Source organism: Spirosoma luteolum (assembly GCF_054778875.1).
Genome location: NZ_BAAGZE010000020.1, coordinates 210,937 through 234,721, shown reverse-complemented (window position 1 = coordinate 234,721; position 23,785 = coordinate 210,937). Strand labels below are relative to the sequence as shown.

17 protein-coding genes are annotated in these 23,785 nt (G+C 57.0%); 6 read left to right on the top strand and 11 right to left on the bottom strand.

Annotation, left to right across the window (positions count from 1 at the left end):
• From ACYVAC_RS18230 to ACYVAC_RS18210, 5 genes are all read right to left on the bottom strand, one after another.
• Positions 1 to 4,068: alginate lyase family protein (locus tag ACYVAC_RS18230; protein ID WP_461099207.1), on the bottom strand; the 4,068-nt coding region annotated here is incomplete at its 3' end.
• 107 nt (positions 4,069 to 4,175) lie between these two features.
• Positions 4,176 to 5,921, bottom strand: a complete 1,746-nt coding sequence (locus tag ACYVAC_RS18225; protein ID WP_461099206.1) for a RagB/SusD family nutrient uptake outer membrane protein — start codon at positions 5,919 to 5,921, stop codon at positions 4,176 to 4,178.
• Between the two features lie 65 nt (positions 5,922 to 5,986).
• The gene (locus ACYVAC_RS18220) at positions 5,987 to 9,541 is read right to left on the bottom strand and encodes a TonB-dependent receptor (protein WP_461099205.1); all 3,555 of its coding nucleotides are present in this window, start codon (positions 9,539 to 9,541) and stop codon (positions 5,987 to 5,989) included.
• Positions 9,542 to 9,777: 236 nt separating this feature from the next.
• Positions 9,778 to 10,890 carry a FecR family protein gene (locus ACYVAC_RS18215; protein WP_461099204.1) on the bottom strand — a complete coding sequence of 371 codons (1,113 nt, stop codon included), beginning with the start codon at positions 10,888 to 10,890 and terminating at the stop codon, positions 9,778 to 9,780.
• Between the two features lie 188 nt (positions 10,891 to 11,078).
• Complete coding sequence (locus ACYVAC_RS18210) at positions 11,079 to 11,672, bottom strand: RNA polymerase sigma factor (RefSeq protein ID WP_461099203.1); 594 nt, start codon at positions 11,670 to 11,672, stop codon at positions 11,079 to 11,081.
• A 415-nt stretch (positions 11,673 to 12,087) separates the two neighbouring features.
• Here ACYVAC_RS18210 and ACYVAC_RS18205 point away from each other — a divergent pair, with 415 nt between their 5' ends.
• Together ACYVAC_RS18205 and ACYVAC_RS18200 are read left to right on the top strand one after the other, a co-directional pair.
• Positions 12,088 to 13,116, top strand: coding sequence for a LacI family DNA-binding transcriptional regulator (locus tag ACYVAC_RS18205; protein WP_461099202.1), 1,029 nt, complete (start codon positions 12,088 to 12,090; stop codon positions 13,114 to 13,116).
• A gap of 85 nt (positions 13,117 to 13,201) precedes the next feature.
• The gene (locus ACYVAC_RS18200; RefSeq protein ID WP_461099201.1) at positions 13,202 to 13,327 is read left to right on the top strand and encodes a hypothetical protein; all 126 of its coding nucleotides are present in this window, start codon (positions 13,202 to 13,204) and stop codon (positions 13,325 to 13,327) included.
• Positions 13,328 to 13,403: 76 nt separating this feature from the next.
• Here ACYVAC_RS18200 and ACYVAC_RS18195 read toward each other — a convergent pair whose 3' ends face one another.
• Both ACYVAC_RS18195 and ACYVAC_RS18190 read right to left on the bottom strand, forming a co-directional pair.
• Positions 13,404 to 13,679 (bottom strand): hypothetical protein, encoded by a 276-nt coding sequence (locus ACYVAC_RS18195; RefSeq protein ID WP_461099200.1) that lies wholly within the window; start codon positions 13,677 to 13,679, stop codon positions 13,404 to 13,406.
• A 53-nt stretch (positions 13,680 to 13,732) separates the two neighbouring features.
• Complete coding sequence (locus tag ACYVAC_RS18190) at positions 13,733 to 15,169, bottom strand: NADP-dependent isocitrate dehydrogenase (RefSeq protein WP_461099199.1); 1,437 nt, start codon at positions 15,167 to 15,169, stop codon at positions 13,733 to 13,735.
• Positions 15,170 to 15,262: 93 nt separating this feature from the next.
• Here ACYVAC_RS18190 and ACYVAC_RS18185 point away from each other — a divergent pair, with 93 nt between their 5' ends.
• Entirely contained in the window at positions 15,263 to 16,192 is a 930-nt protein-coding gene (locus ACYVAC_RS18185; RefSeq protein ID WP_461099198.1) for a LysR family transcriptional regulator, read from the top strand.
• Between the two features lie 91 nt (positions 16,193 to 16,283).
• Here the strand turns inward: ACYVAC_RS18185 and ACYVAC_RS18180 are convergent, their stop codons facing one another.
• The 4 genes from ACYVAC_RS18180 to ACYVAC_RS18165 form a co-directional block, all read right to left on the bottom strand.
• On the bottom strand, positions 16,284 to 17,177 hold the full coding sequence (locus ACYVAC_RS18180; protein ID WP_461099197.1) for a helix-turn-helix domain-containing protein: 894 nt from the start codon (positions 17,175 to 17,177) through the stop codon (positions 16,284 to 16,286).
• Positions 17,178 to 17,189: 12 nt separating this feature from the next.
• Positions 17,190 to 18,203: a zinc-binding alcohol dehydrogenase family protein gene (locus tag ACYVAC_RS18175; RefSeq protein ID WP_461099196.1), complete on the bottom strand. Its 1,014-nt coding sequence runs from the start codon at positions 18,201 to 18,203 to the stop codon at positions 17,190 to 17,192.
• A gap of 53 nt (positions 18,204 to 18,256) precedes the next feature.
• Complete coding sequence (locus ACYVAC_RS18170) at positions 18,257 to 19,075, bottom strand: SDR family NAD(P)-dependent oxidoreductase (RefSeq protein WP_461099194.1); 819 nt, start codon at positions 19,073 to 19,075, stop codon at positions 18,257 to 18,259.
• A gap of 187 nt (positions 19,076 to 19,262) precedes the next feature.
• Entirely contained in the window at positions 19,263 to 20,111 is an 849-nt protein-coding gene (locus tag ACYVAC_RS18165) for a helix-turn-helix domain-containing protein (protein ID WP_461099193.1), read from the bottom strand.
• Positions 20,112 to 20,256: 145 nt separating this feature from the next.
• Between ACYVAC_RS18165 and ACYVAC_RS18160 the strand changes: the two genes are divergently transcribed.
• The 3 genes from ACYVAC_RS18160 to ACYVAC_RS18150 all read left to right on the top strand — a co-directional run bounded on the left by ACYVAC_RS18160 (position 20,257) and on the right by ACYVAC_RS18150 (position 23,785).
• On the top strand, positions 20,257 to 21,081 hold the full coding sequence (locus ACYVAC_RS18160; RefSeq protein ID WP_461099192.1) for a phytanoyl-CoA dioxygenase family protein: 825 nt from the start codon (positions 20,257 to 20,259) through the stop codon (positions 21,079 to 21,081).
• 92 nt (positions 21,082 to 21,173) lie between these two features.
• Complete coding sequence (locus tag ACYVAC_RS18155; RefSeq protein WP_461099191.1) at positions 21,174 to 22,790, top strand: Na+/H+ antiporter; 1,617 nt, start codon at positions 21,174 to 21,176, stop codon at positions 22,788 to 22,790.
• Positions 22,791 to 22,900: 110 nt separating this feature from the next.
• Positions 22,901 to 23,785 carry an NAD(P)H-binding protein gene (locus ACYVAC_RS18150; RefSeq protein ID WP_461099190.1) on the top strand — a complete coding sequence of 295 codons (885 nt, stop codon included), beginning with the start codon at positions 22,901 to 22,903 and terminating at the stop codon, positions 23,783 to 23,785.

Genomic DNA, 23,785 nt, shown 5'->3' with positions numbered 1-23,785 from the left:
GGTGCCCGTGTACCGGGGCGTAAACGTCAGCTGGCGTTCGTGCGTGCTGAGCACCTGACAACTGGCTTCGGTTATGCCGGCAAAGCCAAACGGGGCGGTCGAAGGTGGGTTGACGGTCAGCGTAAAACTACCGGTGGCAACGAGTAAACCAGGATCGGTTGCCGTGATAACAACCACGAAGGGAGCACCAGCCGGGCTGGTTGGCGTACCCGAAAGGGTGTTGCCGGTCAGGGTCAGGCCCGCCGGCAAACTGCTTGCCGAATAAGTTAGCGGGTCGCCATCGGCATCGGTGAATGTTCCGGCAGGTAGTACGTACGTGAAGGGCGCACCCACAACCGCGTTTTGACTGGTCAGCAGGCCGTTATACATCGGTGGCTGGTTTGTCACCTGGGCTTTGACGTTAATTGTTACAGTCGTCGACACCTGTTTGCCAGTCGGGTCGTCGACGGTGAATACCAGTACCGTCGTTCCGGCTGATGCAGGTGTCCAGGATAAGCTCGTCGACACAGGGTTGCCGACAGCGGGCAACGGGTTTGTGGCAATGACCCCCTCGGGTACCCCCATTGCCGTAAGCGTCAGCATGTCGGGATCGCTGTCGAAAGCCTTGACGGCAATGGATACGGGCGTCCCGACCGTGGCCTGGATGGTCGATCCGTTGACGGGCGTTGCGCCATCATCGTACACAAACACCGGGGCCTGGTTCGGTGCACTTACGGTGAAGGGCTGACTAACCGGGGTTGCGGTTTCAAAGGCTGCATTGCCGGGTTGTGCTGCCGTGATAGTGGTCGTGCCCGGCCCTACGATATGGATCTGGCCGTCTACAATGGTAGCGACGGCTGTATTTGAGCTGGTATAGTGTATGGGCAGGGTGGAACTGGCACTGGCACCGGGCGTAAAGTCAGGATCACCGACGGTCTTTGCCGGTAACGCAGCAAAGGTTATCGTTTGTAGTTGTCTGGCAACTTCCAGGGCAACGTCGTTGCCGGTGCCGCCGGCATAGGTGATTCGGAAGCGAAGCGCCCCGGCGGTGACAATACTGCCTTCGGCTAAGCCGCTGAACGTTCCGCTCACGGCCTCGTTCGATGTATTATCGATGATAACATACCTCGTGCCCACGGGCAGACTCGTTGCGTTGCCTGCGTTCCGGATGTTCAGTATGGCGCCGTCGAGCGATACCCCATTGGCTACCAGTTTGTCGGCAGTGCCAGCGTCGCTGTTCAGTTCCAGTTGATAGGTTGCGTTGGCCATCAGGCTCAGCGTTGCGGTCATTGTGAACGTACCTACCGAGTTGCCGGGCGCAATTCGTGCATTTGCTTTCACCGTTACGGCGCTATTGGTGGTCCCGGTTCCGGCCAGCGTTCCTCCGTTTACCGAAATCGGACTGGCCAGCGTACCATTAACAACCAGCGTTCCGCCATTGACCGTTGTTGATCCCTGATAATCGTTAGCGCCAGCTAAGATCAAGTTGCCATTGCTGACCGTGACGGTCGAGTAGTAGGGGGTGCCGCCAACCGTTGTTGTTCCGTTTCGGATCGGTCCGGTGATCGTTTGCGTGCCCGTACCGGTTTTTTCCAGGTTTATCCGTCCTTTATCCGTAACGGATGTGGTTGGGCCCGCACCGATGGTGCCTTCAAACGTTCCATCCTGGTTGTCGGCACCGATCAGCAGGGTGGGCGTTCCATTGGTAAGGTTTGTTCGGGATGCGATATAAGCGTCTGAGGTGCCATCGAGCGCACCGATCGTTTGTTTGCTGGCAGTAGAGGCTCCATTAAACAAAAGTAACGCGGTTGCCTCGGTGCCCATTGACAGCCGGAGCGGAGGAAGCATCACGTTGTCTGCCTCGGTAGTGCTTGTGGTTGGGTTATGCAGTTCAATTGTACCCTGGGCCAGCGTAAGGCCGCCCCGAAAGTCGTCCCAATTCATGGCTGGCTGAATCCGCAGGCCGGCGTAGGAACTGCTGCTGGCGTAGACAGGTGTTGTAATTTTCAGACCCTGCGTGCCGGCAACGTTTAGCAGTATCCTCGAATTCGAATTCGCATTGCCCATAAACAGTTTACGGGCGCCTGTATTGATGATAGTGATGGTGGGCAAACCCAACAACGCCTGAAAGGTTAGTCTGCCGCCATTGAGGCCACTCGCCAGGGTCAGCTCCCCAGTACCGTTCGATGCGTAGGTGAGGGTGCCAATGGTGACATTGCCATCCAGCTGCACGCCACCGATGCTGCCGAAACTGGTGCTTCCAAAGGTAGCGTTCGCCTGTGCGCCCCCCGGTACCGCTGAATTTGTCCAGTTGGTTGCCGTCGGCCATTTCATGAATCGATTGCCCGTTCCGTTCGTAATAGCAGTACTCGCTACGATGGGGGCTCCGCCCGGCCGCAGCGAAAGCTGAATGGTTGAGCCATTTACCGCCACAACCGCATAGTTGGTATTGGTCGTAAAACCGCCGGGAACAGTGCCCGTCAGCCGCACGAAATCGCCGACGGTAAATGTCTGGCCAGGCCAGGTCAGGTTTGCACTGCCTGCCACGGATGAAAGCGTGGTCGTCACTATACCGGCTGTATTGGACCAGGTTCCGTCGACGGCGCCCGGAATCTGATTGACCGTCAGGAGTTGCGACACGATGGGCGCCACGCTGTACTGGCCGTCGCCCATCTGCTGCGCCATAATCGTGGTGGTGCCGGGTTTGATAATATGAACTGTGCCATCGGCATTGATCGACGCAACGGTTGGGTTCGTACTGAAATAAACCACAGGTAGGCCGGAACTGGCGGTTGCCCCGGGAGAGAAGTCGGGCGAATTAAATTCCTTAGCCGGTATAGCCGGGAACGTGATTGCCTGGCTGCTGGGTTTTGCAGGTTCCTCGAGCGAGGCTGTCAGCGTACCGAACCCAAGTTGGTCGTAGCCACCACTGTTAGGCCCGTAGTTGCCACCTCCGCCTTCCGGCCGCACAACCTGCGCAAAGCGGGCTGTATAGGGAGCCGACAGCCCTTTCCGATTTACGTAGTGATTATACACCAGTTCCCAGACCGGGCGGAGGCTGGCCCGTCCGTCTTCCGAAACAACCGTGTGCACTGTTCCGATGCAGTTGCGGTAGGTAGTAAAGGGAACCTCGTAGCCCAGATTATATTTAGCGATGTATTCAAAACTTTTCAGGAGTCGGTTATCATCGTAGCCGTACAGATCGTCGCCCTGGTTCCACGCCATTTCACAGAACGCACCGGCCAGGGCTACCCCCAGCAGGGTATGCCCCTGATCGCGACCGCTTTCCTGCCACTGACCCAGGTCGCCGTGCAGGTAGGGTATTGCATTTCTGATGGCCCCGTTGCCAACGCCGTTTTTAAAATAGTCGACCGCTTCATTGTAAATATCTCTCCGGTCACACAACACGCCTATACTGAGTACAGAGGCCATGTTACACAAATCCCAGTTGGCATTGTAGTGGCTGGCACAGGCTCCGGTATGGTTGGCCAGCAAATCATGGTTCATCGGGTACCAGACGGTCAGCATCCAGTCCTTGAAACGGGTGAAATCGGCCGGTGCCCAGCCGCTGTAAGTGCGCATAATCTCGGCCGCATTGGCCAGCTGATATCCCTGCAGACCCGCCAGCAGAAATTTATCGGTGCCACCCATAGCCGTCATACCGGCCGACCAGGCGTTCAGAATGGCAATGGATTTGTCGGCGTAGGCATCGTCGCCCGAAATTTTCCAGCGGAGAGCGGTCTGGTAAGCGGCAGCCGCATCCCGGAAAAGGGGGGCGTAGTTCTCGGGGTTGGTCCCGTCGAAACCGCGGTAAACTGTGGCTGGAATCGGATTGGTGAAGGCCCGGGTCAGCGATGAATTCGCATTGGCGACCAGTACATCCCAGCCCGCTTTCCAGGGTTGGGCACCGGCACCGACGTTACGTTTCATCCGGTCGAAGTCGGCCTGTTTGTGGAGCAGACCGGGATGTTCAAAAGGCTGGCCGTAAACAGCACGCGTTGTGCATAGAGCCAGAATCAGGAAATAAGCAAGCCATTGACGGGCAATAAGGCCCTTACCCCGGCTGCTGACGGAACATACTGAATTCATGAAAAGGGAAGGCTAAAGGTGTAGTAGAAACAGGCAAGGCCATCCTGCGTCTGCGTAATGCGTAAACAGAATGGCCTTGATCTGGCTGTCTTGAAAAATTGGGGTGATTACCAGCCTGGGTTCTGGGTAAGCTGGGGGTTCAGCTGAATTTGCTGGGTAGGTATGGGAAGCAGGTAGTTTTTGTCGCTGAACGAGCGGCTGCCGTCGATAATGACATTCCCTTCCGCATCTTTAGGGGCAGAAGCCAGGGCCGGCCACAGCGACTGATATTCCGTTCCTGTCCATTTTATCCCGATCAATGGTTTCTGCAATTCACTGGCAGCCGCCCACCGTTTCAGGTCGTCGAGCCGGAAACCCTCGTTGAACAGTTCGACGCTCCGCTCCCGGCGAATCTCAGTCCGCATATCCAGGCCATTGGTCTGCACAAAGGCGTTGCTTAGTTTAGGCATGGCCTTGTTTACGCGGTTACGAACCAGGTTGAGCGACTTATCGAGGTCGGCATCGCTGATCGAGCCGGTTCGTTCAAACACAGCCTCGGCGTAATTGAGCAGCACTTCGGCGTAGCGGATCACCGGGTAATCATACGCTTCTTCATTGTCGGGTACAGCCCGCTCGGTAATCCATTTCTGACCGGCGTAGCCGCCCAGCCCACTCGCGTATAACTTGAAGGGCGACGCATAAGCCGTGGCCCGATCGGCTGGCCCGCTGGTCCAGTCGACGCGGGGGTTGTTGATGCCAAACCAATAATACCCACCCGGTACTTTCAGCGTGTACCGCATCCGGTTTTCACGATTCTGGAACTCAGACAGCATGGTTGCGTAGCCTTTGAATAAAGGCGACTTCTCGATGGGCAGCCCATCCTGACACAGAAACAGGTTGACAAAGTTTTTGGTAGGTGATACCTGCGCCTGCCGCGAAACGTTCTGGCGAATCTGACGGATTGTCCAGTCATAGCGATTGGCCAGAATATACTCGTTGTTGGCGCTTTTTGTGATGTTAGCTGGGTTCGACTTCTGGTTTTCCAGAATGAAGAGGTATTTCTGGGCCGAATCGCCAAGGGCGGCCGGGGCAAAGAGCTGGTACTGCCCGCCCGTGATAACGGCACCACTGGCGGCTACCGACGCATCGAGCAGGGTGTTGGCCCGGCTCACATTGTTGCGAAACTTCTGCCAGGTGCCTTCGTACAGCGCAACCCGACCCAGGAATGACTGGGCCACTTCCCGGTTGACCCGACCCTGCTCGGTGGCCTGGTTCTGGGCGGTTTTGGCGGGCAGCGCGGCAATGGCTTCGTTAAGGTCCTTCAGAATAAAATCGACCACTTCGTCGCGCGTGTTGCGCGGAGCCTGCAGCTCCGGCGCATCGGTTGCCAGGGGCTTACTGATGATGGGCACCCCACCGTAAATCTGCAGCAGATCGAAATAGACATAGGCCCGGAAGAATTTGGCTTCGGCTACATACTTGGCAATGCTGGCCTGATCGGCGTAGGCACTGGCCTTGCCGAGCATGTAGTTGATTGTACGGATCTGGCTGTAGTTGGCGTTGTAGTTGGCATCCGTAGTCGGCACGGTATTCAGCCCCCGGCTGAAAGCATTCTGGCCTGAGAGAAAATCGCTCTTAAAATCAGTGTGGTAGTTTTGGGTGGTGCCGTTTACGTCGTAGAGCACATCGATAAACGACCGCTCGTAGGTGTAAAACTGATTGGCGGCCAGCATGAAATCGTTGGGCGATTGCCAGTAAGCCGCGTCTGAGAGCTGATCGAGCGGGTCCAGATCCAGGGCTTTATTACAGCCATTCTGGGTGAGGGTCAGCGTACCCGCCAGCAGCAAGAGATAAATTTTCCGAAAGGATTTCATCGTTCGTTTGGTTGGGTTCAGGCCGGGCCGCAATGGGTTGGGTGGCCCGGCCTGAAGTCAGGTAATTAGAAAGTGAGGTTGACGCCCACGGTATGAAGCCGGAAGAATGGGTAACGCGTGAAGGTGGTTTCGTTATTGGCTCGACCAACGTTGCGCGTAGCTTCCGGATCCCAGCCATCGCGGATGTGCGAAAGTTCCCAGAGGTCGTTACCCGAGTAATAAACCCGAAGCCGATCGACCCGGAGCCGTTTGGTAATACCGGCCGGCAGCGTGTAGCCCACGGCCAGATTCTTCAGTCGAACATACGAGCCATTTTCCACGGCCCAGTCGGAGATCTGGTAGTTGTACAGGTTGTAGGTAGTTGCGTTCTGGCTGGCCGACAGAATCGGATAGTAAGCATCGGTGTTGGTGGGTGTCCAGGTGTTACCTACCCAGAAATCAGTCTGCCCCTGGAAAACCGACCCGAACGGTACCCGCCAGTTACCTTCCCGAAAAATGGTGCGCTGACCAACTCCCTGGAAAACGGCCATGAAGTCGAATCCTTTCCAGTCGGCACCCAGATTCAGCGCGAAGCTGTAGCGCGGATCGTCGCGCCCCAGGTATTTCAGGTCGCCCGGTACCGTTAGTTTACCATCGCCGTTAAGATCCCGGAAACTGTTGTCACCAAGGCGTACACCCGGCAGCGTGGCCGTCGTCAGGGGCATCCGGATATTATTACCGGGTGCCAGCGCCCGGGCGGCTGCCAGTTGCTCGGCCGTCTGAATCCGGCCTGCATATTCAAGGCCGAAGTACGACCCCAGGGGGTAGCCTTCTACGGCGCTGTTGAAACCCTGGTTCAGCACGTTCGAACCACCATAATTGAGCAGTATATTCTGGTTGTCGGTGAGGCTGGCTCCAAGTCGATACCCTACCTGACCGATCCGGTCATTCCAGTTCAGGGCCGCTTCCCAACCCCAGGTTTTCAGGTGGCCGATGTTGGCTGCGGGGGCCGTAGCGCCCAGCACGGCCGGAAATGTCTGACCCAGCAGCATATTCCGGTTGTGCTTGACGAAGTAATCGAAGCTACCCGACAAACGGCGGTTGAGAACCGAAAAATCAAGGCCCAAGTTGGTCGTTTCGATGCGCTCCCAGGTGCGGTTCAGACTAACCAGGTTGTTTGTTGGCGCTACGGTCACGACGGGGCTGGTGCCAATGATGGGGAGACCTGCACTGGTGGGCCCGTTGGTAGCGGCAATGTTTAGCAGCTGAATGTAGTCGTAGAGGCCAATGCCGCTCTGGTTGCCCACCGTACCGTAGGAGCCCCGTAGTTTCAGGTCGTTGATGAACGCCAGATTTTTCAGGAAGTTTTCCTGCGACAGGCGCCAGCCGCCCGAAATGCCGTAGAAGAGCTGCCAGCGGTTCGATGCATTGAATTTCGACGAACCGTCGTAGCGGGCATTCAGCTCCAGCAGGTACTTCTGCTGGTAGGCATAGTTGAAACGCCCGAAGTAGGAGCCGATCGCATAATGGCTCTGGCTTTCGGTAACACTTTTGGTGGTGGCATCACCAATGCCAAGGTTCAGCGAAGGAACATTGTCGTTGGCAATGTAATTGGTGCGGGCCGTATAGGCGTTGGCTTCGTCACGCTCATAGTTGGTACCCACAGTCACGCTTACATCATGATCCTGGCCAAAGGTTTTGGCGTAGTTCAGGTAGGCATTCAGGGTGGCGTAGGCATCTTTTACCAATCGGCGCAAATAGTAGGAGTTTTGCCGGGTTGGGTTATCGGCCGCCTGAATGGTACCCAGATAATTGTACCAGGGAATTACTTTTTGCTGTTCCTTAATATCCGTAGCCGTCCAGTTGTAGCCAGCCTGCCCCACCAGGCTCAGGTTTTTGTTCAGCTGGTAGCTCAGCCGGACGTTGGTGAACACGCGGTTGTTATACTCCTTGTTTTCGCCCCCCAGCTCAGCCTGCCAGTTTGGGCTGTACTGGGTGCCCCACGAGTAGGGCATACCATTGAGAGCCGATACCGGAAAACCGGGCTGCTGATACTGCCCCATTACGGCGTTGATCAGCGTTGGCTGAACGATATCGTTTTTTTCGAGCGAGATGTTGGTTTCCAGCTTGAGTTTGTTGGTGAACTGGTAATCATGCGTGAGCCGGATGTTGTAGCGGCTATTGGCGTTCTTGCCCCATTGCAGCAGACTGCCATCGTTCAGATAGCCCAGCGACAGGCGGTAGCCGGCACGCTCACTACGACCCGAGAGGCTTAGGTTATGCTGGGTCGAGGTGGCTTTTCCCCAGAGCACATCCACCCAGTTCGTATTTAGGATAACCTGGTCTTTTACATCGCCGAAGCCTGGGTTGAGCGGATTGTTGGCCGGCGATATGGTGCCATTGTTCGTGTAATCGATATAGCCCGACGCCGGCGGATTCAGCATCAGCTGGCCGAGTCTGTACCAGAGAAACGTGGTTGGGGGCGTACCGTAAAAATCGTTGGTCGTACCGTCTACCAGGCCCTGACCAAACTGCTGCACATTGGCCAGGTGTGGCTGCAGCCCCAGTACTTTCTGGGATACCGAGCCATCATACTGAATCGTTGTTTTCCCACTTTTGGCCCGTTTGGTGGTCACCAGCACAACCCCGCCGGCGGCCCGGGCGCCGTAGATGGCGGCCGAGGCATCTTTCAGAAACGACATGTTCTCAATGTCGTTGGGGTTAATCGAGTTCAGGGCGCTCTGGCTGCTGACCGCCACACCATCGATCAGAATCAGGGGTTCGGTACTGTTGGTCGACGTGGCGCCCCGGATCTGGAAATTCCAGCTGGCCCGACCCGGTGCGGCTGAGTTGCGCGTGACAATAACGCCCGGCACCTGTCCCTGCAGGGCCGATAAGGGGTTATCGACAACGCCCCGGTCCTGAAATACTTTGTTGTCGATAGTAGCCACCGATCCGCTCAGCGTTGCCCGTTTTTGCGTACCGTATCCAACCACAACTACCTCATCCAGACCGCGGGCTTCGCCTTTCAGCTGCACATTCAGCGTGGTTTGTTTGCCGGGCGTAACTTCCAGCCGTTCGTAACCGACAAAGGAGAAAACCAGAACGGCGCTTTCGTCTGGCACCACCAGCGAGTACTTGCCGGCTGCGTCGGTGGTAGTGCCGCGCATCGTATTTTTGATCGCAACGGTAACCCCCGGCAAAGGCTGGTTTTTTTCGTCGGTAACTACACCCGTAATGGTCTGTGCTGCCGCGGCCAGCGCGTCGGTTTTCACGGCCGGAGCGGTCGTTGTCTGACTGGTGCTGTTGCTGCTGAGAATGATTTGCGAACCAACCACTTCGTAGCTGACCTGCAGGGGCGACAGCAGCGCATTCAGCACCGAGGCCAGTGACTTGTTCTGCACCGTCAAATTAACCTTTCGATCCGAGCGAATAATCTGCGGACTGTACACAAACCGCACAGAGGCCTGTTTGCCAATCTGTTTGATGGCCTGTTCGACCCGCTGGTTCTCGATCGTGACGGAGATGGGTCGACTTAAAATCTCCTGGCCCTTACTGTCCAGCGCTACTACAAGACTCGAGAACCAGGCCATCAGAAAAAGCTGATAGCAGGTTATTCGGATGATCCTGGCGAAAATCATTCTTGGTTTCGTATTGGTTTGCATAGTTTTAGAATAAATACCGGTTTGGGTTGGCACAAGACATCCTTATCCAGGCGGAACCGGATGTCCCTGGAGGAATCGAAAAAGGCTGTAGAGGGTGAAGGTCAGCCCGGCTGGAACCGGGGGCGGCACGCTGGTCAGGGTAGGCGGGCCGCGGTATTGGAAAGCATGCGTGTTCGGTTATGTTGATGAGGAAATTCAGTGGCGCAGCCCATTTATCGACATCCTTTGCTGTGAATGACGATCTGAGCGTCAACCACTTCGTATGTTGAATTCGTTGCCCGGCAAATCAAATCGAGCTTTTCAAACAAAGACTCGGATCCGAATTCAGCCGTCAGCTCGCACCCGGCCAGCAGTTCGGCGTCGTAATTGACGATGATGCCGTAGGCCGCTTCGAGTCGCTCAAACACCGAAACCACCGGCGTGTGCTCGAATACAAGGGGCCGCGTCTGGCTGGTAGGGCTCAGCACGGGTTCCGGTAAAGCCACTAACGAACGCTCCAGCTGGCGATCGCTGGCCTGAAGCGTTGCCTGCTGATTGGGGGTCAGAATAAGGGCCGGTTCATTCCCCGCGATCTCACCGATTTCACCGCTGGCCGGCGTCTTGAAAACCGATACCTTCCCGGTTCGCACAATCACTTTCGCTTCGGCATCATCCGGAAAGGCACGGATGGTAAAACTGGTGCCCAGAACCTGCGTTGTTAGCTGATGGGTATAGACAAAGAACGGTTGTCTGGGCCGGCGCACCACCTCGAAGAAAGCCTCACCGACCAGAAAAACGTCGCGCCGGTTAGCCGTAAACGCTCGCGGAAAACTGATCCGGCTGCCCTTATAGAGCGTAACCTTGCTGCCATCGGGCAGACGGACCAGCTGACTGGCGTTTGAGGTGTTCTGTCGCTGCAGCAGTGTTCCCGCCTGCTTTTCAATGGTATGCTGGTACGAAGCCAGCGGTGTTGCGTTGTGCTGTGTGTAGACATAGACCAGCGTACCCAACCCAACTAAAACCGTAGCCGCTGCCAGCCACGCCCATTGTACAAATCGGGTCGGTAAGCGTGGGGGCGGAATCGTATGCAGGTCCTGCGCTTTCTGCCGGTTGTCGCGTATCCGCGCTACTTCGCTGGCAACCTCTTCGTCCGATAGTTCTTCATGCGCCTGCTGCATCTGACTGACGAACTGGCGGGCCGCCAGCACTAAATCCACTTTATCAGGATTCGCCTGAAGCCACTCATTCCAGAAAACCTGGTCAGCGGGCGTGTTTTTCAATACCCATTGCTGAAACTGGTGGTCAAGTACAAATTCATCAAAGGTGTAATGTGTATAATCGGGCATGGAAGCAACTGGCGGGTTTCGTCATTACAGGGAAGTAGTGCCTTGCTTCGGGGCTATACCCTTTTCTTCCCATTTTTTTTTGAAAAAATGGTATCCGCCAGTTTCGTAAACAGCCGAATCCCGGTCTTACCCTGCCAGAACAACAGCTGGCGGGGGTAAGACCGGGATTCGGCTGGGGTGGGGCGGTCCTAGTGGAACAGGCGGACCGGCAGTACAGCGCGTAGCTGGGTAACGGCCCGGTACAGAAAATTGGCAACCGTTTGCTTCTCTATAGCCATGACCTGGGCAATGTCATCGTTAGTCAGGCCCTCATAGAACTTCAGGAAAACTACCTCCTGCTGTCGTTTGGGCAGCTGATCGACGGCGCGCCGGAGGTGCTGCTCCGTCGACGCCAGGGTTTCATCAGCAATCCATTTAAAGTCGGCCGTCAAATCATCGGCAGTGGCGGTTTCCCACTCAACCCCTTCACCGGAAAGAACCGGCCGGGCTGTTTCACGGCGAATCCGGCGGAACAAATTGTTACGAAAGGCTTTGATGAGGTAGATCGTTACGTAGGGCGTTTCAACGATAACCCCGCGCCGGTTCCAAAGCTCCAGAAACAGATCCTGGATGCAGTCTTTGATCAGATCACGGTCTTTGGTGAATCGGGTGGCGTAGTTGAACAACACTCTATACCGGGCCTGGACCAGTTGATCAAAAGCAGTTTCATCCCCTGCCTTGAATCGAATCCAGAGCTGGGCCATTCGTTGTTCATCTGCCGGGACTGATTGTGAACTCGTCATAGGGTGTCAATCTAAAAGTAAAGCCGTAGTGGAGAAACAAGAGGGTATCGAAACGGGCCAACAGCACCAACTATTCCTTTGGTATCCCCTGTTCTAATGGGTCATTGCCTGGAAAAGTACAATTATGGCATTGGAAAGGGTAAAACTAATTGTTGCCCGTTAAAGCCCATTTCGACCACATAACCGGATATATTCAACTAAAATACCTTATAAGTGCAAGATGTCAAGGCGCAGACGGCCGGTTGCCGAACAGAAATGCCCTGTTTTTTTATGCAAACGTTTGCGGAAACGTTTGCATAATGTGATTATGCCCGAGTTTTATTAAATTTTTCTCCATAAACTTGTTCCTGCTCGTTCTGGGGCCTGGAATGAACGTTATGGTGAATTATAGGAAAAATCTAATTTTTGAGGTTGAATGAAAAGTGCGCCGGTTACGATTAAAGACATTGCCCACAGACTGAACGTTTCGATTTCCACGGTATCACGCGCGCTGCGCGATATGCCCGAAATTCATCCGGACACGCGCAAGGCTGTCATGCGACTGGCGGAGGAGCTGGATTACCAGCCCAATCAGCTGGCTAAAAATCTGGTCAAGAGCCGCACCAAAACCATTGGGGTTATTTTTCCCAATCTCTCGTATCATTACTTCTCGGCGATGCTCAACAATCTGGAAGAAGCGGCTATGCAGGCGGGCTACAGTGTGCTGGTCGCCCAGACGAACGAGTCGTATATGCGCGAAACGATCAGCATTCAAAATCTGATGCGCAGCCAGGTCGAGGGACTTGTGCTGTCGCTTTCGCAGGATACAACTGATTTTGAACACATCCGGCGGCTGGTCAGGCGAAAATTGCCGATCGTGCTGGTCGATCGTATTGCCGACATCGATTCGGTGTCTAAAGTCATGGTTGATAACCGGGCGGCTGCTTACAAGGCTACCGAGCATTTAATCCGGCAGGGTTGTCAGCGAATTGGCTTTTTGGCGGGACCGCCCCAGCTGGCACTGAGCAACCAGCGGATTGAAGGCTATCTGGCAGCTGCTGCCGACTACAGCGTAACAGCCGGCAATCAGTACCTGCGGCACTGCGACTATACCAACGAAAATACGATTCTGCAAACACTGGCGCTTATGAGTTTGCCGCAACCGCCCGATGGTGTCGTAACCATCAGTGATCGTATTGCGTATGCTGCCCTGTATGCCATGCAGCAGAAAGGATTGACTGTACCGAAGGATGTTGCGGTGGTCAGCTTCAACGACGAACCCGTTTCGTCTTACTTTTCGCCGACTCTGAGCAGTGTTCGTCAGCCCATACCCGACATGGCCACCGAAACGATTCGGCTGTTGCTGAGCCAGATCGAAAGCCCGGACGTGATTCGCGACGAGACGAAAGTGTTTGATACGCAGCTTATCATCCGAGAGTCGTCGCTTCGGAATCGGCTGTCATAGCCAGACAGTGGCGGGCCTGCAGGATGCCTGAGAGCGCCTGGGCCGGGCCGACAGCCGTATCCGATTGGGAAGGACAACCGGTTGCATGGCTGAGCGGCTACGTATCTGGCCCGCCCCGATCGGTATTCCGCTGGCAGCCTCGTCGGGTTTTGGGTTGCGCTACGCAAAACGCCGGGCGCAGGGCAACCAGCAAAAAGCAACTGACGAATAAGCCCGAAGCCCCATACCTGCAAGGGCAGATACCGGGCTTCGGGGCTACCGGCAGGCAGACCGGTCACGCCTTGACACTATGCCTGAGCAGCCAGCACCGACGACGGTGTTTCGACCACCAGGTCGGCATGCAGACAGATGCCATCGGCGCCGTGCTGTTCGATGAACTGCCGTAGTCTGAAAAGCTGCTGCTGCAATTCCTTGATGCGTCGTTCGCGCGCCTTGATGTCTTCTTCCTGACAGGACGCCGAGATTTTGGCTTCGTGAAAACGCACCTTTACGTGAACCATCTGGGTAAGAATCGACAGCGCATCCTGGGCGCTGAAATGGCCATCAATCAGTTTGGTTTGCATGGCAATGCGGGGAGAATGATGTTTGGAAAATGGGGTTTATCAATCAGCAATACCTACTGACCCTGGCCCATCGAAAAGGCGGGCTTGCCATCGAAGGCATACAGGTTCTCGGTTTTGATCGTGTCGATGGTTTCGCCAAGGGCGTTCGACAGAATATGAATGACATCGGCGCTCTCGACCGGCTGACCGCTCGCCCCAACGTAGCGGCAACGCCAGTGATCGGTGCAGAACGTTTCGTCGAAACCGTCGGGCCAAACCTTAATGCCCCGGTTCGTAATCATTTTAAGGGTCATGGTTGCCGGTGCCAGAGGCTGCATTCGGGCCGCCAGTTCGGCGGGGTCGGTGCCGGCCCAGTGTACGAACACATCGACCCCGACCAGGGTCTTCGGCACCGGTGACCGGCGTTGGTAACGAGGTAGCTGCAGCGCCCCCGCCTGCTTGTAGTGCACCGGTTTGAGCGTTGTCGGCTGCTGCCCCAGCCGGGCAATGACGGCCTGGGCGAAGGCCCGGGTGCCTACTTTCTCACGGCTAACGCCTTCTTTATAGATGTCATACGTATGGATGCCATCCTCAATGGTTTTAAGCCAGGCATTCTGAACCCGGGCTGCTACGTCGACCTGCCCAATGTGGTTCAGCATCATAACCGCCCCCTGCAGCAGCCCGGAGGGGTTGGCCAGATCCTGACCGGCCCGCCGGGGGGCCGAGCCGTGAATGGCTTCGAACATAGCGCAGCTGTCGCCGATATTGGCCGAGCCCGCCAGCCCGACCGAACCGGCAATCTGGGCCGCCACATCGGATAGCACATCGCCATACAGATTCGGCATCACCAGCACATCGAAGGCTTCGGGTGTATCGGCGAGTTTGGCCGCGCCAATGTCGATGATCCAGTGTTCGGGCGTGATGGCGGGGTGCTGGGGCGCTATCTCTTCGAAGACCTGATGAAACAACCCGTCGGTCTGCTTCATGATGTTGTCTTTCGTGAAACAGGTTACCTTCCGGCGGCCATACTGGTTGGCGTAGGCAAAGGCGTAGTGTACAATCTTTTCGCAACCTGGCCGGCTGATCAGCTTGAGACACTGCACCACCTCGTCGGTCTGCTGGTGTTCGATACCGGCATACAGATCTTCTTCATTTTCGCGAATGATTACCAGGTCCATCTGCGGGTGTTTGGTGTCGACAAACGGGTGCAGACTCATGCAGGGCCGCACATTGGCATACAGGCCGAGCATTTTCCGGATCGTAACGTTCAGGCTCTTGTAGCCACCGCCCTGGGGTGTGGTGATCGGCGCCTTCAGGAAAACCTTGTTCCGGCGCAGGCTCGTCCAGGCTTCGGGCGAAATGCCCGATGTGTGCCCCGCCAGGTAAGCTTTTTCGCCGACCTCGATTTCGTCGATGTCCAGTTGGGCGCCGGCTGCGGCCAGAATAGCCAGGGTGGCATCCATAATTTCTGGTCCGATGCCATCACCCTTTGCTACGGTAATACGTGTCATGTGTAGTACTGATTTTGTTTGGTGGGGCAAAGTTGACAAGCCTGTTTCATAAATTTTTATTTATAGTTTTGATGAAATTCATAAGCAAAATTTATGAACTACACCCTGCACCAGTTACAGGTCTTCCTGACAATCTCGCAAACGCTGAGCATCACCAAAGCGGCCGAAGTGCTGCACCTGACCCAGCCGGCGGTCTCGATCCAGCTGAAAAATCTGCAGCAGCAATTCGATATTCCGCTGACCGAAGTGGTTGGCCGGCGCATCCATCTGACCGATTTCGGGCGGGAAATTGCCGTGGCAGCCGGAAAAATTCTGGACGAAGCCTACGCCATTAATTACAAAACGCTCGCTTATCAGGGGCTGCTCCACGGCAAGCTGAAGCTGGCTGTGGTGTCGACGGGTAAGTATGTGATGCCTTACTTTCTGGCCGGGTTTATTCGCCAGCATCCGGGCATCGATCTGGAAATGGACGTTACCAACCGGCAGAAAGTGCTGGCCAGTCTGGAAGCCAACGACGTAGATTTTGCGTTAGTGTCCATATTGCCGCAGCAGGTACCCGTGCGGCATATTATCCTGATGACCAATCGGTTGTATCTGGTTGGGCCCGGTCAGCCGGCGTCACAGACGCGGCCCTACACGCCCGAGGAAGTCGCATCGCTTCCGCTGATTTACCGCGAGAGCGGGTCGGGAACGCGGATGGTGATGGAGACGTATATGCGCGACAACCAGCTGACGGTGCCGAAGAAACTTGAACTTACGTCGAACGAAGCCGTCAAACAGGCCCTTATCGCGGGGCTGGGGTATTCGATCATGCCCCTGATCGGGCTCAAGCATGAACTGCTGGGGGGCGACCTGAACATTCTGCCCGCTCGGGGGCTGCCGCTCGAAACCAGCTGGAATCTGGTCTGGCACAAAGACAAGCAGCTCTCTCCGGTTGCCCAGGCTTACGTAACCTACGTCACCGCCAGCAAAGATGCCATCAGCCAGGAACAGTTTGGCTGGTGCAGTTGGTACGATGCCTGAACTGGCCGGTCGATCCGGCCCTACGAAAAAGGGCTGGCCCCATCGGTGATCGACGGGGCCAGCCCTTTTACAATGCCTGAACTGGCAGCGTCTAGTTCAGACTGCTTTTGTACTGGTTCGGCGTCATGCCAACCAGATTCTTGAACAGTCGCGTGAAATAAGGCGGATTTTCGAAGCCGAGGGCATAGGCCGTTTCGGCAATCGACTTGTCTGAACTGCGCAGCCTTTCCTTGGCTTCCTCGATCAGAAACAGGTGAATATGATCGAGGGCCGTTTTGCCCGTTTCCTGCTTGAGCAGATCGCTCAGGTACCGGGGCGACAAATTCAGCTCGCCCGCCAGAAAATGCACGCTGGGCAGCCCTTCCTGCCGGTGTAGCCCCTGTTCGAAATAACGGGTCAGCAGGTTGTGGAACCGCGTGATGGTCGTGCCCGACAGCACCGTGCGGTTGATAAACTGACGCTTGTAAAACCGCTGGGCGTATTTCAGCACCGAGTCGATGTGCGTCAGGATAATCTCCCGGCTGAACTCATCCTGGTTGTTGCGATACTCGGTGCCAATTTTCTCATAAAGGTCCCACATGATGCGCTCTTCGGCGGGCGACAGGTGGAGGGCCTCATTGATCTCATAGTCGAAATAGGCGTAGTTCCGGATGGCGTTGTGCAGCGGACTGCCAAGCAGGTAGTCTTCGTGAATAAAGATGACAAACGCTTTTTCGGCCAGTTCTACGTTGCTGATTTCGACCAGCTGCCGCGGCTTTACAAACGACATGGAGCCATTGTGATGGTCGTAGCTGGTCTTACCATACAAAAACGTGCCCGACTTGATTTTTTTAAGCGAAATCATGTAGAAATCGCCCGTAAACTGCTGGCTACCCCACGAGCAGGTGGTCAGCTCCTGACAGGTCAGCAAACTAAGCTGCGGATGTTCGGGTTGCGGGTAGCCGCCGGCGCGGTGCAGGTCGGCAAGGGTTTTGTAATGGACCATCAGCCAGTATCGTTAAAAGACAACCACCAGTTTACCAATCGTTGTGCCCGACTCCAGTTGCCGGTGGGCCTGCCGAAACGTTTCGGCCGTCAGCCCATTCAGCTGGGTTTGCCGCGTCGACACCAGTACCCCGGTGTCGTAGAGCGCAGCCACCTTAGTCAGAATCCGGTGCTGTTCAATCATGTCGTCGGTCTGGAAGCTTGACCGAGTAAACATCAGTTCCCACGAAAACGTCACACTTTTTCCTTTCAGTTTGGTGAGCGCTACGGGCTGGGCGCTCCCCGTAATGGAGGCAATGTGGCCCTGTGGCTTGATCAGCTCGACCATGCTGTCCCAGTAGGCGTTGTTATCCACCAGATCAACGATGTAGTCGACCTGCTGGATGCCCAGTGCCCGGATCTCGTCGACCAGCGCCCGGTGATTGACCACCTGATCGGCCCCCAGCTGCAGGCACCAGTCGGTGGTTTCGGGGCGCGAAGCTGTGGTGATAACCCGCAGCCCCAGCACTTTTTTGGCCAGCTGAATGGCAATCGACCCTACCCCGCCGGCTCCACCGATGATGAGCACGGTTTTACCGGCGTCGCGTTCGGCACTGAGCCGCATCCGGTCGAAAAAGAGTTCCCAGGCCGTCAGCGCGGTCAGGGGTACAGCGGCTGCATCGGCAATCGACAAACGGGCGGGCCTGCGACCCACAATCCGTTCGTCGATAACCTGATACTCGGCATAACTGCCTGATTTGGTGATATCGCCCGCGTAATAAACCGCATCGCCCACGGCAAACAGGCTTACCTCACTGCCCACGGCCACCACCGTACCAACGGCATCCCAGCCGATAATCTTGGGCGTGTCGAGAACCTGGTTCGGTGCCGCGTTCTGCCGGATCTTGTAATCGACGGGATTGACCGAAACGGCCTGCACCTGTACCAGCAACTCACGGCCAGTAGGGGTGGGTGTATCGATAACTACATCGAGAAAGCTCTGCGGATCGTCGATGGGGAGGGAGGTTTTGAAGCCGACTGCGTTCATGGGTGTTTGTTTTAATTGCTAAGAACGGGGTTTATGCGATTGCACGACCGGGATTATTTGCCGTGGGCCTGGGTGCTTACGTCTTTCCAGGCATCCCAGGTGGCCAGGCGGTCCTTGTAAACGTCCTGTACGAGCGGGAAGCCAACTTTACCCAGTAGCAGCCGCAGCGGTGGCTCGCTGGCGTCGATCAGCTGGAGTACGGCAGGCACCGTAGCGGCCGGTACGCCATAATCGTCGGGGTTGTAGGCAGCCCGGAAGGCCGCTTTCAGCGGTTCATAGGCTTCGATCGGGTTCGACCGGCCAGCCGAATTGGTGGCCCATTCGGTTTCAAACCCGTTGGGTTCGAGCAGCGTCACGTGGATACCAAACGGTTTTACCTCGCTGGCCAGTGTTTCGCTCAGCCCTTCGACGGCAAATTTAGAGGCATTGTACAGGCCCAATGTCGGGAAGGTGTAAAGCCCCAGCACACTCGACACCTGAATGATGTGGCCGCTTTGCTGCGCCCGCATCACCGGCAGCACCGCCTGCGTGATCCAGAGCAATCCGAAAAAGTTAACCTCCATCTGCTGCCGCGCTTCGGCTTCGGTGGCTTCTTCAACCGTGCCGAACAGGCCGTAGCCGGCATTGTTGAGCAGCACATCGATACGCCCCAGCTGTTGCTGAACGGTGCTGATAACGTCGTAGCATTGATCCCGGTTGGTAACGTCGAGCTGCAGCGGCAATACCTGGTCGCCAAACTGCTCGACCAGATCGTTCAGATCGGCGAGGTTGCGGGCCGTTGCTGCCACGCGATCACCCCGTTCGAGCAGGGCTTTTGCCCAGATTTTACCAAAACCGCGCGATGCGCCCGTAATTAAGACTGTCTTAGCCATGTGTGTAGTGTGTTTGATTTGTGGGTACAAAGGTGGCAGGCCGGGAGCCGTTCCGGCTTATACAGATGGCGGAACCTGTTATACATTTTTACGTCCGGGCCGGTTTGTCTGGTCGGCTGCATCGCTGCATAGTCTGTCTTAACCAATTGTTAGCCAGTGCTTTGGTCAGGGTGGGGGTTGCCTTTACTCAGCCGGGCCGGTGGGCCTGGCGGTACTGACTGGGCGTCGATTGCAGCCGGGCTCTGAACAGCCGGTTCAGCGTGCCCGGATTGTCGAAGCCCGTACGGGTGGCAATAACGCCAATCGGTTCGTCGGTCAGCAGCAGCAGCTGGCAGACATGCGTGAGCCGCACCGTGTTGACATAGTCGATCAGGGTCTGGCCGGTCTGCTGCCTGAACCATCGGCAAAAGGCGTTGGGACTTAGATGACAGCGGGCGGCCATATCGGCCAGCGACACCGGGCGCTGGTAGGCGGTATTGACCCAGTCGATGGCCGTTCGGATTCGGGTCGTGGGGTCGGCCAGGGTAGCGGGACGCCGGTAGGTGGGAGCCAGAATCGGCTCGCGGTCGGCCAGGGTTGTCAGCTGGGTGAGCGTTTCGAGCAGCGCTACCAGCGCGGGCAGGCCGTTGCGGTCGGTTACGGCCCGCAGGCTGCTGAGCAGTGTTTCGGGCGGCTGGCGCAGGTGCAATCCCCGGCCTGCCTCGGCAAAGAGGGTTCGTAGCGGGGCGCTCTCCGCAAACGCATCGAACAGCTCCGCCCGAAACTGAATGCAGTGGGCCTCGACCAGACTGCCGTCGGCCGATTTGTAGCTCACAAAGGTGTGGGGAATGCCCGCGCCGATCAGAAACAGATCGCCCTCGTTGTACAGCGAAATATCGTTGCCGATGAAGCGGATGCCGGTACCTCTGGTAAAGAGTACCAGTTCGAGTTCGGGGTGGTAGTGCCAGTGCGACGTAAAAGCCGGCTGGTGCAGGACAAAGGCACGAAACGAGGCCGTTGGGCTTTGGCTGATACCGGCTTCCAGTTCGGGGCGCATGGCGAATGTTACCTGTCTGTCAGGTGAAAAAAGACAGGCGCGATAAAATTGGTAAAATTTCGGCCAAAATCGGGCAAACGAGAACGGCGCAGTCGAACGGACCTTTGCAACGGGCAGCCTGAGAAAACCGACTGCCTTGCACGCTATGGAACCGCTAACACTGCCGTACAGCCTCACCCCCGATCAGATCCGGTTTTACCAGACCAACCGGTTTATCAAACTTAAAAACGTGTTCGACGCCGACACGCTGGCGTATTACGGCGACGCCATCAGCCGGCAGGTCGAGCGCATGAACACGGCCATAACCCCGTTGGCCGACCGCGACACCTACGGAAAAGCATTTTTACAGTTGTTCAACCTCTGGCGTACCCATGATACCATACGCGACTTTGTATTCAGCCGGCGGCTGGCCGGTATTGCCGCCCAACTCATGCAGGTCGATGGCGTGCGGCTGTACCACGATCAGGCGCTGTTTAAAGAAGCGGGGGGCGGCATTACGCCCTGGCACGCCGATCAGTACTACTGGCCGCTGAGTTCCGACAAAACCATTACGGCCTGGATTCCGCTGCAGGCAACCCCCCTGTCGATGGGGCCGCTCGAGTTTAGCGCCGGCAGTCACCAGATCGTGGCCGGCCGTGACCTGAAAATTGGCGACGATAGTGAACGACAGATTGCCGAGAAGCTTCGGGTCACCGATTTCGCCCACGTGGTGGAGCCTTTCGAACTGGGCGAGGTAAGTTTTCATTCGGGCTGGGTGTTTCACCGGGCGGGCGCCAACCAGACCGATCAGATGCGTAAGGTGATGACGGTGATTTACATGGACAAAGACATGGTGCTGAGTCAGCCCACAAACCCGAACCAGGAAAACGACTGGCATACCTGGTGTCCGGGCGCGCGGGTAGGTGCGATTATCGACACCGAACTGAACCCGGTTCTGTACGAGCCGCTCACCCGGTTTGCTCAGGGCTGAGGGGCCATGGCCGGGCGTACCATCAACGCCGATAAGTCATTACCTTTCGGACGGTCGGCGGGGTCGGCCAGTCAAACCGGTCCAGATCGTTTATGCAGGGGGTATTTATCGACTACGTTTTTCTGATTCTGATTATTCTGGGGCTGGTTATGCTGGCCAACAAACTGCGGCTGGCTTATCCGATCGTACTGGTGCTGGGTGGGCTGGTTCTCAGCCTAATCGATCGTTTTTCGGGCGTAACCATCGATCCCGAACTGGTCTTTCTGATTTTTCTGCCCCCGCTGTTATACGAAGCCTCGTGGCAGATTTCGGCCAAGGAGTTCTGGCGCTGGCGACGGGTCATCACCAGCTTTGCCTTCCCGATTGTAATACTGACGGCGTCGGTGGTGGCCGTGGTGGCCAATGCGGTGCTGCCCGCGTTTAGTTTGGCGCTGGGCTTTCTGCTGGGTGGTATCGTGTCGCCCCCCGATGCCATTTCAGCCAGCACGATCATGCGGCAGGTCAACGTGCCTAAAGAGATGGTCAGCATTGCCGAGGGGGAAAGCCTGCTCAACGATGCCTCGTCGCTGATCGTGCTGCGGTTTGCGCTGGCTGCGGTCATAACGGGGCAGTTTCACTGGCAGGAGGCCGTTACCAGCTTCGGGCTGGTCGTTGTGCTGGGCAGTGCCATCGGCCTGCTGGTGGGCCTGGTTTTCTACGCCATCCACCGCTGGCTGCCCACTACCCCGAGCATCGATATTATACTGACCCTGCTCACGCCCTACTGCATGTACTACGCAGCCGAACATTTCGGCTACTCGGGCGTGCTGGCTGTGGTGAGCGGGGGCGTGTTTCTGTCGCTGAAACGGCAGTCGCTGCTTACCTACCAGAGCCGCACCCAGGGTATCAACGTCTGGACCAACCTCGTATTTGTGCTCAATGGGCTTGTCTTCCTGCTGATCGGCCTGCAGCTACCCACCATTGCCAAACAGCTGGAAGAAGTCAGCTTGGCCGAAGCCGTCGGGTACGGTCTGCTGATTTCGGTGGTGCTCATGGTCACCCGGCTTATCTGGACGTTTGGCGCGGCTCAGTTTACGCGCTTCATGAGCCGGTTCATCACCGTGGCCGATCCCAATCCGAACTGGCGCGGGCCGCTGATACTGGGCTGGTCGGGCATGCGGGGCGTGGTGTCGCTGGCTGCGGCCCTCTCCATTCCAATCAGCATCGACGGCGGTGCGCCCTTTCCGCACCGCAACCTGATCCTGTTCATTACGTTCGTGGTGATTCTGGTTACCCTGGTGTTTCAGGGGCTGACCCTGCCGTGGCTTATCAGGTGGGTAAAGTTTCCCGACCGCTCGGCTGCCGAACAGCAGCAGGAACTGGTCATCCGGCAGGCCGTGGCGCGGCAGTCGGTGGCGTTTCTGGCGCGTCGGCGCGCGTCGGCCGGGTCAACCAATCCGCAACTTAGCAACCTCTACAACCGCTACCGCACGGAGCTGGGCCTGCTGGAGGCCGAGGCCACCCTATCGGATGCCACCCGGCAAAGCGACCGGCGCGACTACCAGCAAACGTACCTTGCCCTGCTCGAGCAACAGCGCGCCTGGCTGACGGAGCTGAACCGCCAACCCGAATCGGACGAAGAACTGATCCGAAAACACCTGTACCTGATCGATCTGGAAGAGGTCAAGGTCAGGGGCTGGATGGGGCCTGATGCCGAAGTGGGGGGCTGACCCAAAAAAGCAAAACAGCGCCCCGCGTGGTTTTGCCTACAACAATCCATGCTTTGCCTACAGGCGGGGCCGGCTGCGGGCAGACTTTTGTACTGCTAAAACGCAGTTGTATGAACATCTCCCTCTCGGGCTCGCTGGGGCACATCGGCCTCCCCCTGGCCCAACGCCTTCGGCAGCGTGGGCACAGTCTCACCCTAATCAGTCAGGAACCCGCCCGGCGCGGGGCCATCGAAGCCCTGGGCGCCCGGGCCGCCATCGGGTCGCTCGACGATGCCGAATTCCTGACGGCCGCCTGTCGGCAGGCCGATGCCCTGTTTGCCATGGTGCCGCCGGCTTTCGCGGCTGCTGACCCGCGGGCTTATTACCAGCGCATCGGCCGTGCTTACCAGCTGGCCATCGGGCAGGCTGGGGTGCCGCGGGTGGTGCACCTGAGCAGTTACGGTGCCGACCTGGCCCAGGGCACCGGCCTGATTCTGGGCTCGCACGATGTCGAACAGCTGTTGAATGCAGTACCCCGGCTCAGCCTCACCCACCTTCGTCCAGCGTACTTCTACAACAATTTATTCGCGTTTATCGAGGGTATCCGAACGCAGGGCGAAATCCGGGCCAACTACGGGGGCGATCAGCGGCTGGCCCTGGTGGCCCCTGCCGATATCGCTGCGGTGGCGGTCGATGCGCTCGAAACACCGACCGGCTTCGACAGGGTCCGATACGTTAGCAGTGATGAGCAGACGGGGGATGAAATCGCCCGGGTGTTGGGTGAGGCCGTGGGCCTGGCCGATTTGCGCTGGCACGTAATCAGCGACGTGGCCATGCGCAGCCAGCTGGCGCATCAGGGTGTACCGACCCCCACCGCCGACGCGCTGATCGAGCTGTTTGCCTGCCTGCACAGGGGGGCGCTGGCTGCCGATTATACCCGGCATCGCCCCGCCCAGCCGGGCACCGTTAAACTAGCTGATTTTGCCCGGGAGTTCGCAGCCGTATACGCCCGGTAA

What these genes read in the sequence shown, in the direction of transcription:
- ACYVAC_RS18225 (WP_461099206.1), bottom strand. Translation starts at nt 5,921, where the DNA reads ATGAAATCCTTTCGGAAAATTTATCTCTTGCTGCTGGCGGGTACGCTG.
- ACYVAC_RS18220 (WP_461099205.1), bottom strand. Translation starts at nt 9,541, where the DNA reads ATGATTTTCGCCAGGATCATCCGAATAACCTGCTATCAGCTTTTTCTG.
- ACYVAC_RS18215 (WP_461099204.1), bottom strand. Translation starts at nt 10,890, where the DNA reads ATGCCCGATTATACACATTACACCTTTGATGAATTTGTACTTGACCAC.
- ACYVAC_RS18210 (WP_461099203.1), bottom strand. Translation starts at nt 11,672, where the DNA reads ATGACGAGTTCACAATCAGTCCCGGCAGATGAACAACGAATGGCCCAG.
- ACYVAC_RS18205 (WP_461099202.1), top strand. Translation starts at nt 12,088, where the DNA reads ATGAAAAGTGCGCCGGTTACGATTAAAGACATTGCCCACAGACTGAAC.
- ACYVAC_RS18200 (WP_461099201.1), top strand. Translation starts at nt 13,202, where the DNA reads ATGGCTGAGCGGCTACGTATCTGGCCCGCCCCGATCGGTATTCCGCTG.
- ACYVAC_RS18195 (WP_461099200.1), bottom strand. Translation starts at nt 13,679, where the DNA reads ATGCAAACCAAACTGATTGATGGCCATTTCAGCGCCCAGGATGCGCTG.
- ACYVAC_RS18190 (WP_461099199.1), bottom strand. Translation starts at nt 15,169, where the DNA reads ATGACACGTATTACCGTAGCAAAGGGTGATGGCATCGGACCAGAAATT.
- ACYVAC_RS18185 (WP_461099198.1), top strand. Translation starts at nt 15,263, where the DNA reads ATGAACTACACCCTGCACCAGTTACAGGTCTTCCTGACAATCTCGCAA.
- ACYVAC_RS18180 (WP_461099197.1), bottom strand. Translation starts at nt 17,177, where the DNA reads ATGGTCCATTACAAAACCCTTGCCGACCTGCACCGCGCCGGCGGCTAC.
- ACYVAC_RS18175 (WP_461099196.1), bottom strand. Translation starts at nt 18,203, where the DNA reads ATGAACGCAGTCGGCTTCAAAACCTCCCTCCCCATCGACGATCCGCAG.
- ACYVAC_RS18170 (WP_461099194.1), bottom strand. Translation starts at nt 19,075, where the DNA reads ATGGCTAAGACAGTCTTAATTACGGGCGCATCGCGCGGTTTTGGTAAA.
- ACYVAC_RS18165 (WP_461099193.1), bottom strand. Translation starts at nt 20,111, where the DNA reads ATGCGCCCCGAACTGGAAGCCGGTATCAGCCAAAGCCCAACGGCCTCG.
- ACYVAC_RS18160 (WP_461099192.1), top strand. Translation starts at nt 20,257, where the DNA reads ATGGAACCGCTAACACTGCCGTACAGCCTCACCCCCGATCAGATCCGG.
- ACYVAC_RS18155 (WP_461099191.1), top strand. Translation starts at nt 21,174, where the DNA reads ATGCAGGGGGTATTTATCGACTACGTTTTTCTGATTCTGATTATTCTG.
- ACYVAC_RS18150 (WP_461099190.1), top strand. Translation starts at nt 22,901, where the DNA reads ATGAACATCTCCCTCTCGGGCTCGCTGGGGCACATCGGCCTCCCCCTG.